Annotated in this window: 12 protein-coding genes; 9 read left to right on the top strand and 3 right to left on the bottom strand. The window is 50.6% G+C overall.

What is annotated here, in order from left to right:
• Positions 1-17 precede the first annotated feature (17 nt).
• The 3 genes from yhdP to tldD are packed head-to-tail and all read left to right on the top strand — an operon-like array spanning position 18 to position 6132.
• Positions 18-3827: an AsmA2 domain-containing protein YhdP gene (gene yhdP, locus CPY98_RS18255; protein WP_096388569.1), complete on the top strand. Its 3810-nt coding sequence runs from the start codon at positions 18-20 to the stop codon at positions 3825-3827.
• Positions 3828-3831: 4 nt separating this feature from the next.
• Complete coding sequence (gene nit1 / locus CPY98_RS18250; protein WP_025798433.1) at positions 3832-4680, top strand: deaminated glutathione amidase; 849 nt, start codon at positions 3832-3834, stop codon at positions 4678-4680.
• 6 nt (positions 4681-4686) lie between these two features.
• On the top strand, positions 4687-6132 hold the full coding sequence (gene tldD, locus CPY98_RS18245) for a metalloprotease TldD (RefSeq protein ID WP_096388568.1): 1446 nt from the start codon (positions 4687-4689) through the stop codon (positions 6130-6132).
• A gap of 135 nt (positions 6133-6267) precedes the next feature.
• Here tldD and aaeR read toward each other — a convergent pair whose 3' ends face one another.
• The gene (aaeR, locus tag CPY98_RS18240; protein WP_025798429.1) at positions 6268-7188 is read right to left on the bottom strand and encodes an HTH-type transcriptional activator AaeR; all 921 of its coding nucleotides are present in this window, start codon (positions 7186-7188) and stop codon (positions 6268-6270) included.
• Between the two features lie 415 nt (positions 7189-7603).
• On the opposite strand from aaeR, the gene aaeX reads away from it, so the two are divergent.
• From aaeX to ridA, 6 genes are all read left to right on the top strand, one after another.
• On the top strand, positions 7604-7807 hold the full coding sequence (gene aaeX / locus CPY98_RS18235) for a p-hydroxybenzoic acid efflux pump operon protein AaeX (protein WP_004097177.1): 204 nt from the start codon (positions 7604-7606) through the stop codon (positions 7805-7807).
• Positions 7808-7826: 19 nt separating this feature from the next.
• A complete protein-coding gene (gene aaeA, locus CPY98_RS18230; protein WP_038503050.1) occupies positions 7827-8750 on the top strand; it encodes a p-hydroxybenzoic acid efflux pump subunit AaeA in 924 nt (307 codons plus the stop codon).
• A 96-nt stretch (positions 8751-8846) separates the two neighbouring features.
• On the top strand, positions 8847-10808 hold the full coding sequence (aaeB, locus tag CPY98_RS18225; RefSeq protein ID WP_096388567.1) for a p-hydroxybenzoic acid efflux pump subunit AaeB: 1962 nt from the start codon (positions 8847-8849) through the stop codon (positions 10806-10808).
• Positions 10809-11152: 344 nt separating this feature from the next.
• A complete protein-coding gene (gene pyrB / locus CPY98_RS18220) occupies positions 11153-12088 on the top strand; it encodes an aspartate carbamoyltransferase (protein ID WP_025798423.1) in 936 nt (311 codons plus the stop codon).
• Positions 12089-12102: 14 nt separating this feature from the next.
• Positions 12103-12567 carry an aspartate carbamoyltransferase regulatory subunit gene (gene pyrI / locus CPY98_RS18215; protein WP_046448934.1) on the top strand — a complete coding sequence of 155 codons (465 nt, stop codon included), beginning with the start codon at positions 12103-12105 and terminating at the stop codon, positions 12565-12567.
• 138 nt (positions 12568-12705) lie between these two features.
• Entirely contained in the window at positions 12706-13092 is a 387-nt protein-coding gene (gene ridA / locus CPY98_RS18210; protein ID WP_025798421.1) for a 2-iminobutanoate/2-iminopropanoate deaminase, read from the top strand.
• A gap of 74 nt (positions 13093-13166) precedes the next feature.
• Here ridA and kch read toward each other — a convergent pair whose 3' ends face one another.
• Together kch and CPY98_RS18200 are read right to left on the bottom strand one after the other, a co-directional pair.
• Positions 13167-14351, bottom strand: a complete 1185-nt coding sequence (gene kch / locus CPY98_RS18205; protein ID WP_025798419.1) for a voltage-gated potassium channel protein — start codon at positions 14349-14351, stop codon at positions 13167-13169.
• A 146-nt stretch (positions 14352-14497) separates the two neighbouring features.
• Positions 14498-16033, bottom strand: coding sequence for an aldehyde dehydrogenase family protein (locus CPY98_RS18200; protein ID WP_040046144.1), 1536 nt, complete (start codon positions 16031-16033; stop codon positions 14498-14500).
• Between the last annotated feature and the right edge of the window lie 100 nt (positions 16034-16133).

Genomic DNA, 16133 nt, shown 5'->3' with positions numbered 1-16133 from the left:
ATTTCAAGGAGAAGAGCGTGAGGCGACTGTCTGGATACTTACTAGCGACACTGGTGGCATTGATTGTTCTGGTGGCGTTGATAGTGAGTGGTCTGCGCTTGGCTCTGCCTCACCTTGAAACATTTCGCCCGCAGATCGTTGAAAAGATTGAACAGTATTCTGGTGTGCCGGTAAAAATCGGCGCGCTGAATGCAAACTGGCAGTCATTTGGCCCCACGCTGGAAGTGCGCAATATTTCTGTTGCGCAGCCAAAAGGTAATATCAGCATTCAGCGAGTAACCGTTGCGCTTGATGTTTGGCAGTCCCTGCTGCATTGGCGTTGGCAGTTCCGCGATCTCACTTTTTACCACTTACAGGCCGATAGCAATGAGCCTTTAAGCGGTTCCTCGTCCGATTCAAAGGGCATCGAAAGTGACGGTATTACGGACATCTTCCTTTACCAGTTTGACCACTTTATCCTGCGCGACAGCAAGATCACCTTTCCAAGCCCGTCGGGCCCGCGTATCCAGCTTGAAATCCCTAATCTGACTTGGCTAAACACCGCCACGCGCCACCGCGCAGAAGGTCAGGTCATGTTCTCTACGCCAGAAGGTCAGCACGGCAATATGCAGGTCAGAATGGATCTGCATGACAAAAACGGCTTGCTCAGCGATGGCACCGTTTATTTGCAGGCCGATGAAATAGAGATGAAGCCATGGCTGAGCCGCTGGGTAAACCGCAATACTGGGTTGCATAGCGCGCGGTTCAGCTTAGCGTCTTGGTTAACCGTGACCGATGGCGAAATCCAAGGTGGGCATCTGTTGTTAAAACAGGGCGAGGCCAACTGGAGCACTGCGGATAAGCAACATGAACTGACGGTGGATAATCTTACGTTACAGGTTGGGCGCATTGCCGGCGGTTGGACGTTTGATATTCCGCAGCTTAATTTGAGCACCGATGGCGTTGCATGGCCGAAAGGCTCGTTGAGCGCCATGTACCGTCCTGAAAATACCCATTTTATCGGCCCAGATCAGCCTGAAGAACTGCGTCTGCGTGCGACAGATTTACAGTTAGAACGCATTGGACCTATTTTGCCTACGCTGGCGTTTCTTACGCCTGATGCCTTAGGGCGCTGGGACGATATTCGCCCTAAGGGCCATATCGCCTTCGCGGGTGTTGATATTCCCCTGCAACAACCTGAACGAGCGCGCTTTATCGGGGAATGGCAAGACGTCAGTTGGCAGCCGTGGAAATTGCTGCCTGGTGTTAATCATTTCAACGGCAGCATATCCGGTAGTGCGATGAACGCGGGCCTGAAATTCTCGTTGAAAGACAGCTTATTGCCGTATGGCGATATGTTCCGAGCGCCGCTTGAAGTGAGTCACGCCAGCGGTTTCGCCACGTTTATCAACAATGACAAAGGCTGGTCGCTGTCGGGGGATAATCTTGACGTACAGGCGAAGTCTTTGTGGGCGACCGGCGAGTTTAATTATCAGCATCCTAAAGAGGGCCAGCCATGGTTGAGCATCTTGTCAGGGATCCGTCTGTATGACGCGGCACAGGCATGGCGCTATTTCCCAGAGCCCTTGATGGGAACGCATTTGGTTGATTATCTCACCGGCGCATTGGAAGGCGGGAAGGTGGACAATGCCACGCTGGTCTACGCAGGGAATCCGCATTATTTCCCTTATCTGCATAATGAAGGGCAGTTCCAAGTCTTTGTTCCTCTGCGTGATGCCACTTTCCGTTTCCAGCCAAACTGGGAGCCGCTGAATAATCTCGCTATCGATTTGAATTTCCTCAACGATGGTCTGTGGATGAATGCGCCGCACACCAAGTTAGGCGACGTTGACGGCACAGATATCACGGCCGTAATCCCTGTTTACCAAAAAGAAAAGCTGCTCGTTGACGCAAAGGTGGCAGGTTCTGGCAAGGCTGTTCATGAATACTTTAAAACCTCGCCATTAGCCGATTCAGTCGGCGCGGCCTTGGATGAGTTGGAAGTGGGCGGCGATGTCAGTGGGCGCTTACATCTTGATATCCCGCTGGATGGCAAAGAAACTCGTGCCACCGGTGACGTTGCTTTTAAGAATAACTCCTTGTTGATCAAGCCGCTGGATAGCACCTTTACTCAGCTCAATGGTTCACTGCATTTCGATAATGGCAATTTAACCAGTAGCCCAATGAATGCCGCTTGGTTTGGTCAACCGGTAAACTTCACCTTCTCAACGGCGGAAGGTGCACAGGACTTTGGCGTAGATGTGGCGATGAACGCTGATTGGCAGCCCGCGAAGCTGCCGTGGATGCCGTCGGCGTTAGCGAAAGAGGTTGCGGGCTCTGCGCCTTGGAATACCAAAGTGGCGATTAAGCTGCCGCATAAGGGCCATCCATCGTATGACGTTCAGGTTAACGCGGATCTGAAAAATGTAAGCAGTCACTTACCGTCACCGTTAGATAAACCACATGGCCAGGCATTACCATTGGTAGTGAATGCTAAAGGCGATTTGAATGGTTTCATGCTGACAGGGAATCTGGGGCCGAAAAATCACTTTAATAGCCAAATTATTCTGCAAAAACACGGTGTGAAGCTGGCTCGTGCCGCGTGGAGCGACAATAGCCGTAAAATCCCTACGTTGCCTGAAAGCGAGTCGTTAACGTTGAATCTGCCGGCTCTCGATGGTGAAGAGTGGCTCGCGGCGCTGGCTCCCGCGCTGGGAGAGAAGGCGGGAACCGCAGCTTCAAACTTCAGCTACCCGCAACAGGTTAACCTAACCACACCACAGCTCATTTTAGCGGGACAAACGTGGCATCAGTTGACCGTTTCGGCTTCAAAATTGGCGAATGGCACGCATATCAGCGCTAAAGGGCGTGAAATTAACGGCGAAGCTGATTTAGATAATAACAACGTGTTACGCGCCAACGTGGCCTACCTATATTACAACCCGCAGTGGAGCACTGTGTCTCCAAGTGCTGCGCCTTCAGCAAACAGCGATGCGCCACCGGCCGTGGAACGAGTCTCCTTTAGTCAGTGGCCAAGCATGATCCTGCGTTGCCAAGACTGCTGGATGATGGGACAGCGTCTACGTCAGGTAAATGCCGATCTAACGCCGAACGGCGATCAACTGATGCTGAAAAACGGCCTAATTGATACCGGAAATACCAAAGTTACGCTGAGCGGCATGTGGAATCAGAGTAACAGCAAAGATCATACTTGGCTGAAAGTACAGGTTAAAGGCGCTAACATTACCACCAGCAGCGACTATTTTGGTTTTAGCTCGCCGCTGAAAAACTCTCCGTTTGATGTTCATCTTGATTTGAACTGGATAGGCGAACCGTGGCGGCCGCAGGTGAACTCGCTTAATGGTTCGCTAAGCAGTAAGCTGGGTAAAGGTGAAATTGATAATGCGGGCGGCGGTCGCGCTGGACAACTGCTCCGGTTAGTGAGCTTCGACGCCCTGCTGCGTAAACTAAAACTCGATTTTAGCGATACGTTCGGTCAAGGGTTCTACTATGACAGCATTCGCGGCAATGGTAAGTTTAAGGATGGTATTCTATCCACCAATGATTTACTGGTAGATGGCTTAGCCGCTGATATTGCGATGGACGGTAACGTGAACCTTGTGACTCGCCGTATCGACATGCAGGCGGTCATCGCGCCGGAGATTTCGGCTACCGTCGGCGTTGCAACGGCATTTGTTATCAACCCTGTCGTTGGAGCCGCCGTGTTTGCTGCATCAAGAGTATTGGCGCCGTTGTGGAATAAAATATCGCTGATACGCTACAACATTACAGGCAGTTTGGATCACCCAACCATTAACGAAGTTTTACGCCAGCCAAAGGAGAAATAGCACGATGAGGAATGCAAATATTGCTTTATTGCAACTGTGCAGCGGAGATAACACCCGTTCGAATCTGGCGCAAATAGAACAGCAAATCAAGCAGTTGAATAACAATATCAAGCTGGTGATGACGCCAGAAAACGCACTGTTGTTTGCTGATTCGAAAGCCTATCACGAGCAGGCCGAGCAAGAAGGCAAAGGCCCGTTGCAGGATGCTATTCGTGATATGGCGCGCCGTTACGGGGTGTGGATCCTGATTGGCTCAATGCCGCTAATTAGCCGTGAAGATAGCAAGCAAATCACTGCCAGCAGCCTGTTATTTGACGATCAAGGCGAGCTGAAAGCGCGTTACGATAAGCTGCATATGTTTGATGTTGATATTAAAGATACGCATGGTCACTACCGTGAATCTGATACCTATCAGCACGGTGAACATCTGACCGTGGTCGATACCCCAGTGGGAAAATTGGGTATGACTATCTGTTATGATCTGCGTTTCCCCGGTTTATTCCAAGCGTTGCGTGATAAAGGCGCCGAAATTATTTCCGTGCCTGCGGCGTTTACCCGCGTAACTGGGGAATCTCATTGGGAAATCTTGCTGCGTGCTCGCGCAATTGAAACTCAGTGCTATATTTTGGCTCCGGCTCAGGTTGGTCGTCATGGCGCAACGCGCCGTACGTGGGGACATACCATGGCGGTGGATGGCTGGGGCAATGTTATTGAACAGAATGCCGATTTGGTCATGCCGATTAAAGTGAAGGTGAATACTCACTCACTTGAAAATATTCGCACCCAGATGCCGGTCGCACAACACAACCGATTCCAGCCGAAGCTGGTTAATCCTTTGGATCAAGAAGAGTAAAACGCTATGAGTCTGACGTTCGTTAGTGAGCAGCTATTGGCTGCTAACAAACTGAGTCATCAAGATCTGTTTTCAGTATTGGGTACACTGGCTGAACGTCAGCTTGACTACGCCGATCTCTATTTCCAGTCCAGTTACCATGAGTCTTGGGTGATTGAAGACCGTATCATTAAAGACGGTTCTTACAATATCGATCAGGGCGTTGGCGTGCGCGCTATTAGCGGTGAGAAGACCGGCTTCGCCTACGCTGACCAGATTACCCTTAATGCGCTGAATCAAAGCGCACAGGCGGCGCGTAGCATTGTACGTGAACAGGGTAATGGCAAAGTTCATACCTTGGGCAACGTGCCTTATAGCTTGCTGTATCCCGCCATTGATCCGCTGCAAAGCCTGCCGCGTGAAGAGAAAATTGCTCTGCTGCATCGCGTTGATAATATTGCGCGTGCGGAAGATCCCCGTGTGCAGGAAGTGTCTGCCAGCATTACTGGGGTGTATGAGTTAATTCTGGTGGCTGCAACAGATGGCACTTTGGCGGCAGATGTTCGCCCGCTGGTGCGTCTTTCTGTCAGCGTGCTGGTAGAAGAGGATGGTCGCCGTGAACGTGGTTCAAGCGGCGGCGGTGGTCGTTCTGGTTACGAATATTTCCTCGAGCTCGTCGATGGTGATGTGCGTGCCGATGCTTTTGCCAAAGAAGCGGTACGTATGGCGCTAGTAAACCTGTCTGCGGTGGCGGCTCCAGCCGGTTCAATGCCGGTCGTGCTTGGCGCAGGCTGGCCGGGCGTGCTGTTGCATGAAGCGGTTGGTCATGGCTTAGAAGGTGATTTTAATCGTCGTGGTACGTCGGTGTTCAGTGGCCAGATGGGGCAACTGGTAGCCTCCGAACTGTGTACCGTTGTCGATGACGGCACGATTAGTGGACGTCGTGGCTCTCTGGCAATCGACGATGAAGGCGTTCCAGGTCAATACAACGTACTGATTGAAAACGGCATTCTGAAAGGCTTTATGCAGGATAAAATGAATGCTCGCCTGATGGGGCTTGCGCCAACCGGTAACGGTCGTCGTGAATCTTATGCGCATCTGCCAATGCCGCGCATGACCAATACCTATATGCTGGCGGGCAAATCATCGCCGCAGGATATTATTTCCAGCGTTGAATATGGCCTGTATGCGCCGAATTTTGCTGGTGGTCAGGTCGATATTACGTCAGGTAAATTTGTCTTCTCTACGTCAGAGGCTTATCTGATTGAGAATGGCAAAATCACCAAGCCGGTGAAAGGCGCAACGCTGATTGGTTCAGGCATTGAAGCCATGCAGCAGATTTCTATGGTCGGTAACGATCTGGCGCTGGATAAAGGCGTTGGCGTATGCGGCAAAGAAGGACAGAGCGTGCCGGTTGGCGTTGGTCAGCCAACGCTGAAGCTGGATTCAATGACGGTGGGGGGAACGGCGTAAGCTACATCTTCCTCGCCATAGACCCCCTCCCAGCCTCCCCCTTGTCAGGGGGAGGAGCAGATCGAGATCTTTAATTGAGCGCCGATCTGTTCCCTCCCCCGCGAGGGGGAGGGCTAGGTTGGGGCAATCGGACCCTCACTCCTCCTGCCGATAATCCTGATAAATCTCCCCAACCTTGGTGAAGTATTCGCTAAGGTAGTTAATACAAACCTGCACCTTGAGCGGCAGCTTATCTTTTTGGGTATGTAAGGCGTAAACCGGCCTTGGATCGGATTGGTAACGGCTGAAGAGAATTTCAACTTCACCGCGTTTTATCTCTTCGATGACCCACATCAGTGGCACGTAGGCAATGCCCACGCCTTCACTCAGCCAGCGGATGAGCGTTTGTGAGTCATTGGTGACGAAGCGGCCCTGAGGCGAGAGATGCAGGGTTTGCCCTTCTGGCGCAATCAGCTCAAATTCACTGTCGGGGCGAACGCTGTAGGTTAACCAGCTAAAACTGGTGATGTCTGCGGGTTTTTCTGGCGTTCCGTGCTGCTGAAGGTAGCTTTTTGCTGCGCAGACCACCATTGGCATAGAGCCTAGGCGCTTAGAGAAAAGGCTAGAGTCTTGTAATGCACCCACACGAACCACCAGATCGAGCCCGTCAGCGATAAGGTCTGGTGCAGGTACACCGGTGACTAAATCAATCGACAATCCTGGATATTCACGCAGCATTCTGGCCGTCATCGGCGCCAATACATTTTGTGCCATGGTGGATGAACTACCGATACGTAAGGTGCCCGTTGGCGTATTGTTGAAAGCGTAAATCTGTTCGTGGACTTCTTGCGCCTCAAGCAACATTTTCCGGCAGCCTTGATAATAAATTTTCCCTGCCTCGGTTAAACCAATGCTGCGCGTGCTGCGGTTGAGTAGCTTAATATTCAGCTCATTTTCCAGCTTGGAAATGGTTTGGCTTATGGACGAAACGCTCATCTCAAGCTGGCGTCCTGCGCTAGTAAAGGAGCCGCATTCAACTACTTTGGCAAACACGGCCATGCGCTTAAGTCGTTCCATTGTTCAATCTACCTTAATAGGGAAGTGAGGCTGCATGGGAGAAAACGCCTTACAATCAGCCTTTGAGGTAACGATGATAGCTTAAAAAAACGACTGATTGTTTATTTTAAATAAAAAGTGATTTAGCTCACATATTCTATACATGGTGATTATTATTGCGCTAAGATATTGTCATTGACGATGCGGAAATAATCCTCTGTGTATCGAAACGACGAAATGTCCTTCTGCCATCAGATCCTGTAGCTCACATCCTCTGACAGACATCCTTTTTCTGAGTTAAACGCCATCAACCAGCATTTCAGGGTGAGGGCGGTTAGTGGATCGCGCAAGGCAAAAGTTATCGTTCGTCACGCTATGCAGCCAACGAAGAATGCCGCGTTGAGCTAGGCTAAATATTATTTGAGTGGAGAGAATTATGGGGCTGCTACCGGTAATGGTCGTTTTTGGCCTGTCCTTTCCACCGGTGTTTTTTGAACTGCTGGTGGCTTTGCTGCTGTTTTTATTGTTCCGGCGGGTATTACAGCCGACGGGGATCTACGATTTTGTTTGGCATCCGGCGTTGTTTAATACCGCGTTGTACTGCTGTTTGTTCTACTTGATTACCTGCTTATTTGTCTGAGGTCACTGTGAATCAAATTATGATAAAAATGACCCGCATCGCTATCACCGTGATTATCGTGATAGTAGCGGCAATTGCCGTGTTTAAAGCATGGGCCTTTTATACCGAATCCCCCTGGACGCGTGATGCCAAATTCACCGCCGACGTCGTTGCCATTGCGCCAGACGTCAGTGGCCTGCTATCGGACGTGCCTATTCATGATAACCAGTTGGTGAAGAAAGGGCAGATTCTGTTTGTTATCGATCAGCCACGTTATCAAGAAGCGCTAAATCAGGCTGAAGCCGATGTGCGCTACTACCAAACTCTGGTCAGTGAAAAAGCGAAAGAGGCTGGGCGTCGTGTACGTTTAGGTGTTCAGGCGATGTCTCAAGAAGAGATCGACCAGTCAAGCAATATGCTGGCAACGGTGCGTCAGCAGTTGGCGAAAGCACAGTCAACGCGCGATCTGGCAAAACTGGATCTAGAACGTACCGTGGTGCGTGCACCGGCCGATGGTTGGGTCACCAACCTAAACGTTCATCAGGGCGAGTTCATTAACCGTGGTGCTAAGGCAGTCGCGCTGGTGAAAAAAGGCACCTTCTATATTCTGGCCTACATGGAAGAAACCAAACTCGACGGCATCCAGCGCGGCGATCGCGTGGAGATTACGCCGCTAGGCAGTAACCGTATCCTTTACGGCACCGTAGACAGCGTATCCGCAGGGGTGAATAACAAAAGCTCTACTGCGGATAGCAAAGGCTTGGCGACCGTTGACTCTAACCTTGAATGGGTTCGTTTGGCGCAGCGTGTTCCGGTGAAAATTCTGCTCGACAACAAAGAGCAAGAAACGCCTTATCCGGCTGGGACAACGGCCACCGTGGTAGTGAGCAACCAGCAAGACGTTGAGCGTAAATCATCATCGCCGATTGTGCAGTTGCTACATCGTCTGCGTGAATTTGGTTAAGCCCTCCCAACGATATTTACACTTATTTTCACTGGGGATTTGTACGCACGTTAACGTGCAAGTCCCTATCACTTTTTAGCGCAGACAGAGGCAATGATGAATAATGGTGGCATGTTTTTGCGCTTACGTTTTGCCTGTAAGTTAGCATTTGCTATCGTGCTGGCGCTGTTTCTTGGCTTTCATTTGCAACTGGAAACACCGCGCTGGTCGGTTTTAACCGCGGCTATTGTCGCCGCAGGCCCGGCGTTTGCTGCGGGTGGCGAACCTTTCTCTGGCGCGATCCGTCACCGTGGTTGGCTACGTATTATCGGGACATTTATCGGCTCGATTGGCGGTTTGCTGATCATGATGTTGTTTATCCGTGCGCCGCTGGTGATGATGCTCCTGTGCTGCGCATGGGCGGGCCTATGTACCTGGATCTCTTCGCTGGTACGCGTGGAGAACTCTTATGCCTTTGGTTTGGCGGGCTATACCGCGCTTATTATCGTGGTGACAACGGCAACGGAACCCTTGTTGAGCCCGCTGTATGCGGTTGAGCGCTGTAGTGAAATCGTATTAGGGATCGTGTGTGCGGTGCTGGCCGACATTATCTTTTCGCCACGTTCTATCAAAAGTGATATTGACCGCGTGGTGAGCTCGCTCATCGTCGATCAATTCCGATTACTGCAAATGTGCGTTCGGCCTGACGAGCGAGACGTGCTGGATAAGTCGTGGAACGATTTAGTGAAAGGCACCAACGCGCTCAATGGGATGCGCAGCAATCTGATGTTGGAATCCACTCGATGGGTGCGTGTAAACCGCCGTTTGAAAGCGTTGAACACCGTTTCTTTAACGCTTATCACCCAGGCCTGTGAAACCTTCTTTATCAGCTCAAATGCGCCGGAGCGTATCCCAAGCGAAATGCAGGTTCTGATCCTCGAGCCGGTAGAAACTATCGGTGATGTTCACAAACGGATGAAACAGCTGCGTCAGTTGCTATCGATGCAGCCCACGGACTCGGTGCCGCTAACCATCAGCAGTTGGATTGGCGCCGCTACGCGCTACCTGCTATTGGCGAAAGGGGTGCATACCAACAGCAGTATCAGCTCGGTAGAAGAAAATGTTCTGGAAGGCGAGTATGTGGTCAAACCCGCCTCCGCAGAGCGCCATCATGCGATGATCAACGGCCTGCGTACGTGGGCCGCTACGTCCATTGGTGCAATGTTCTGGCTATGGACCGGTTGGACATCCGGCAGTGGCTGTATGGTTATGATTGCCGTGGTGACCGCGCTGGCGATGCGCACGCCGAACCCACGCATGGCATCGATTGATTTCCTGTTAGGCACGATTATGGCGCTGCCGATAGGCTCGCTGTTTTACATGCTGATCCTTCCCGCGACCCAGCAAAGCATGTTGTTGCTGTGTATTAGTTTGGGGCTGATGGCGTTTGTTATCGGTTTGGAAGTGCAAAAACGTCGTTTAGGATCGCTGGGGACCTTGGCTTCGACGATTAACATCATGGTGTTAAGCAATCCGATGTCGTTTCCGGTAAGCAGCTTTTTAGACAACGCGATTGGCCAGATCATCGGCTGCTTTGTGGCGATGATCGTGCTGTTCTTGATCCGCGATCGTTCAAAAGCTCGGACAGGACGCGCCTTACTCAATGGTTTTGTGTACAGCGCGGTATCGGCGTTAACCACCAATCAGGCGCGGCGCAATGAAAACCATTTACCGGCGCTGTACCAACAGCTCTTCCAGTTGTTGAATCTGTTCCCGAATGACATTGCTAAATACCGTTTGGCGCTGACGTTGATCATCGCCCACCAGCGTTTACGCAATGCGCCGATTCCGGTCAACCAAGAGCTGTCCGATTTCCATAAACAGATACGTGCGACCGCCAATAAGGTGATTTCAGCAGGTGGCGACAGCAAGCGAAGAGGATACTTTTTCCGCTTGTTAGACGAACTGAATCAGTATCAGGAACGCTTGGTACACTATCAGGCTCCGTACACTGTTACGATCCCGGTCAAACGGCTATCGACCATGTTGGAAAAATACCAGCATGCGCTAATTGATTAAATCCTAACCGTGCGACGAATAGGGCTTAGGAAAAGAAATCGTTTGCGTAGGATCATAAAAATCGTGATTTAGCGCTTGCAGCATCGCTGCGGGTGAGTATAATGCCCGACAATTTGCCGGGAGACTGCATGAAAAACGTTGTGGCTATCAGTGCTGTTTGGGTCGCTTGTCGACTAGACGCCCTGCCTGAACAAGGCGGCTGCCACCGTTTTTTTCTTCCGTTGCTAAAACGATCGTTAATCGCCCCTCAATGAGGGGCTTTTTTTTGCCCAGCGATCGGGTTGATTACATTTTAAACATCCAGTAGCCCCGGCCAGCGGGCGCGAAAAACAGGAGAACAAGAAATGGCTAATCCGTTGTATAACAAAGATATCATCTCCATAAACGATCTGAATCGTGAGGAACTGGAGCTGGTATTACGCACTGCTGCAAGCCTGAAGGCGAATCCGCAGCCAGAATTGTTGAAACACAAAGTGATTGCCAGCCTGTTCTTCGAGGCCTCAACGCGTACCCGTCTCTCTTTCGAAACCTCCATGCATCGCCTTGGCGCTTCGGTCGTCGGTTTCTCCGACAGCAGCAATACGTCGCTGGGTAAGAAGGGCGAAACGCTGGCAGATACCATTTCGGTTATCAGCACCTACGTGGACGCCATTGTGATGCGTCACCCGCAGGAAGGCGCGGCGCGACTGGCTACTGAGTTTTGTGGTTCGATTCCGGTCGTTAACGCGGGTGATGGTTCGAACCAACATCCAACCCAAACGCTGCTCGACCTGTTTACGATTCAGGAAACGCAGGGACGTTTGAATAACATCAATATCGCAATGGTCGGTGACCTAAAATATGGCCGCACCGTACACTCATTGACGCAGGCGTTGGCGAAGTTTGAAGGAAATCGTTTCTATTTCATCGCGCCAGAGGCTTTGGCGATGCCCGCATATATCTTGAAGATGCTGGATGAAAAAGGCATTCAATACAGCTTGCATACCAGTATCGAAGAAGTGATGCCGGAGCTGGATATTCTGTATATGACCCGCGTACAGAAAGAGCGCTTGGACCCGTCTGAATACGTCAACGTGAAGTCTCAGTTTGTGCTGCGCGCCGCGTCCCTAGAAGGCGCGCGTGACAACATGAAAGTGCTGCATCCTCTGCCACGTATTGATGAAATCACCAACGACGTTGATAAAACGCCGTATGCCTATTATTTCCAGCAGGCAGGAAACGGCATCTTTGCCCGTCAGGCTTTGTTGGCTCTGGTTTTGAATGCTGAACTGAACTTTTAATCGAGGACGCTAAGATGACACACGATAATAAATTACAGGTAGAAGCGATTAAACGTGGCACGGTGATTGACCATATTCCAGCGCAGGTTGGCTTCAAACTATTAACGTTGTTCAAACTCACCGAGACCGATCAACGCATTACTATCGGCTTAAACCTGCCTTCGAATGCGCAGGGCCGTAAAGACCTGATTAAAATCGAGAACATCTTTTTGACCGAAGAGCAGGTCAACCAACTCTCGATTTATGCGCCAAAAGCGACGGTAAACCGCATCGATAACTACGAAGTGGTTCTTAAGCTCACGCCAACGCTGCCAGAGCAGATTGACCACGTATTGGACTGCCCAAACAGCAACTGCATCAGCCGCAGCGAACCGGTGTCTTCCAGCTTCAAAGTTCGCGTGCGCCAAGATGAAGTGTTATTGAAGTGTAAGTACTGTGAAAAAGAGTTTGAACATCATGCTGTGATGCAGGGGATTTAGATTAAAGCTCAATACAAATTTCCAGATTTAACTCGGGTTTGCGAGGCAGCGGGTGGGTTTTAGTAGGCTGCTTCCCTATAATGGTGACGAATTTATTCTTAATGTTCATCATACATCCGAAATCCTATAGGAGCAGATATGTCACGCATCATCAGTACAGAGAACGCACCTGCCGCCATCGGTCCTTATGTTCAGGGCGTTGATCTGGGTAGCATGATCATCACTTCTGGTCAGATCCCTGTGAACCCGAAGAATGGTCAGGTTGCTGAAGACGTTTCCGCACAGGCGCGCCAGTCTCTGGAAAACGTGCAGGCTATCGTTGAAGCTGCTGGTCTGAAAGTATCAGATATTGTGAAAACGACCGTTTTCGTTAAAGATCTGAACGACTTTGCGACCGTTAACGCGACCTACGAAGCGTTCTTCACTGAGCATAATGCGCCGTTCCCAGCGCGTTCATGCGTTGAAGTTGCACGTCTGCCTAAAGACGTGAAAATTGAAATCGAAGCGATCGCAGTACGTCGCTAATATCTCGATTATCAATGCTATACAGGCCAGCAAAAGCTGGCCTGTTTTGTTTTTAGCGCGGTAACAAATTGAGGTTAAGCGTCTTTCACTGATGACGTATTACCGAAGAAGAGCTCGGTAATCAGTTTATCGTCGATGGGCTCACCGCTCAGCGTGCGCACCAGTAATTCACTGCCGAGCAGTTGAAGTGAGAACACCATATCAGGCTGCACACGCTTAATTTTCTGTAGGTGTTTGCTGGCATTAACTACCGAAATGGTTTTGGTATTGGCATTGGCGACCTCTTTCGCCGCCAGCACGATAAATGCATTTTCTGCGTCATCGTCACGCAGCGCCAGAATGAATTTCGCCTTCGCCGCACCGGCTTCGATCAGCACTTGGGCATTAGACGGATCGCCGATAATTAAGTCCGTATCCGGTGGATATTCATGAGACACATTGGGCGGTACGATAACGGTGAGTGCATCTCCACGCTGTTTAAGCCCGAGATAAACGCTCAATGCGAGCGGAGTGGCACCCGCGATAATAAAGTGGTTTTTACGCATCACGTGAGAAATCCTGCCTTTCACCAATCGTTTTAAATTACCGCCAATCACTGGCCCAATAATGGCACTGATTGACGTCGCAAATACGGTAATCCCCATAACGATAACGGAGACGGTAAATAGCCGAGCGGTTGCCGTATGAGGAACAATATCGCCAAAGCCTACCGTTGACATACTGACGACCGAGAAATAGAACGCCGTTGGCATATCTAAAATAGGCGGAACAAATTCGCCACCTAAATAGAGCGAACCAAAAACGGCATACAGCAGTAAAGACGCAAAGCTGACTAACGCAAATAGACCACCGGCGGCTAAGCTGGCGTGGTCAAAGCGCCGCCAATAGGCGATCAGTAAAATCAGCAATATCACGGCGTACAGAAACAGGTTCAGCATTTCCTGAGGTGAAAGAAAGCTGAGCAGGCCGGTCACGAATAACAACAATAACGAGAATGCCCAGGCTACGCGTGCGCGCAGCAGCAAACCGAACGCCATCAGTATTAAGCCAAACCCAAGCACAAACTGCGGGATTTCAAGTAGGCCAGTAACAGAAAGCGTCTCTTTCCATGAGCTGAACGAACTGATGGCGTTTGGCACATAGTCAAACGCTCGCAGCATCACCGGACGCATGAAGAGATAGCCATACGCGGCCACCAACACGGCCAGACACCAGTGCGGTTTAAACAAAGATATGAATCTGTGGAATAGTTTTTTCACGGCAAAGGGACTGATTCAAATAAAAAAAGTGTAGCGCGAAACGCCGGTGATGAACAGTTGGGGTCTATACGCGTTGTTCGCCAGTTTAACTCTCCCCGGTGAAGGGGAGAGGGAAATAGGGTTTATTGACCTAATACTTTTTCGTATTAGAAGAACCCTTGAGGTTTTTCGCTATAGCTAACCAGCAGGCATTTCGTTTGCTGGTAATGCTCTAACATCATTTTGTGGGTTTCGCGCCCGATGCCAGACTGTTTATAGCCACCGAATGCGGCATGTGCCGGATAGGCGTGGTAGCAGTTTGTCCACACGCGACCGGCCTGAATACCTCGGCCCATCTGATAAGCGACGGTGCCATTACGCGTCCATACGCCTGCGCCGAGACCGTAGTCGGTATCGTTAGCCAGCTCAAGCGCTTCCGCCTGATTTTTGAACGTTGTGACGGCCAGTACTGGGCCAAAAATCTCTTCTTGGAAAACGCGCATGCTGTTTTTGCCAAACAGAATGGTGGGTTCTAAATAATATCCACTGCCTAGTCCGCCCTCTAGAAGCCGTTTGCCACCGCCGGTCAGGACGCGAGCGCCCTCTTTTTTACCAATTTCGATATATTTCAAAATGGTATCCATTTGGCCTGCGGAAACCTGAGCGCCCATCTGGGTATTGCTATCGAGTGGGTTACCTGAGCGAATGGATTCCACACGTTTAATCGCGCGTTCCATAAAGCGTTCGTAGATCGATTCCTGCACTAGTGCACGGCTTGGGCAGGTGCAGACTTCGCCTTGGTTAAAGGCGAACATGGCAAACCCTTCCAGCGCCTTATCAAAGAAGGAGTCTTCTTTGTCCATCACGTCGGCGAAGAAAATATTGGGTGATTTTCCGCCCAGTTCAAGCGTAACGGGGATCACGTTTTTCGCCGCATAGCCCATGATTTGCTGACCCACTTCCGTGGAGCCGGTAAACGCCACTTTAGCAATGCGCGGTGAGGTTGCTAGATATTCGCCAATTTCGCCACCTGCACCGTTTACCACGTTGAGCACGCCTTCTGGCAACAAATCGCCGATCAGCTCCATCATGATCAGCACGGACATCGGCGTTAGCTTAGCGGGTTTTAATACGATGCAGTTGCCTGCTGCCAGCGCAGGTGCCATTTTCCAACAGGCCATCAACAGAGGGAAGTTCCACGGGATGATCTGTCCTACGACGCCAAGCGGCTCATGAAAATGATAGGCCACCGTTTCGCTATCAATTTCGCTGATACCTCCTTCTTGAGCGCGAATACAGGAGGCAAAGTAACGGAAGTGATCGATGGCAAGAGGAACGTCGGCGTTCAGGGTTTCACGGATCGGTTTTCCGTTATCCCACGTTTCAGCGTGAGCCAGCAATTCTAGGTTTTGCTCCATGCGGTCAGCAATCTTAAACAGCACGCTGGCGCGTTGCTGTACTGAGGTTTTTCCCCAGGCATCTTTGGCGGCGTGGGCGGCATCGAGCGCTAAATCCACGTCTTTCTTACTGGAGCTGGCCACTTCGCAAAGTGCTTGTCCGGTGACAGGGGTCAGGTTAGAGAAATATTCTCCTTCAACGGGTGGCACCCATTTTCCGCCGATAAAGTTTTCATAACGTGATTTGAGTTTGAGGGGGGAGTTGCCACTACCGGGAGTGAGAATATCAAGAGCGTGATTCGTCATTACTGTCTCCTTGAGTCCATAGTGTCAGGTACAGTGAAACGTATATATATTGCTCTATAAGCGTAGCGTGGCTGAATATATGAGGGACAAGGAGGGCGTA

The organism is Hafnia sp. CBA7124, from assembly GCF_002355555.1.
Lineage (GTDB): Bacteria > Pseudomonadota > Gammaproteobacteria > Enterobacterales > Enterobacteriaceae > Hafnia > Hafnia alvei.
The sequence above is the reverse complement of the archived record's forward strand: the minus strand, read 5'-3'. Positions and strand labels throughout refer to the sequence as shown.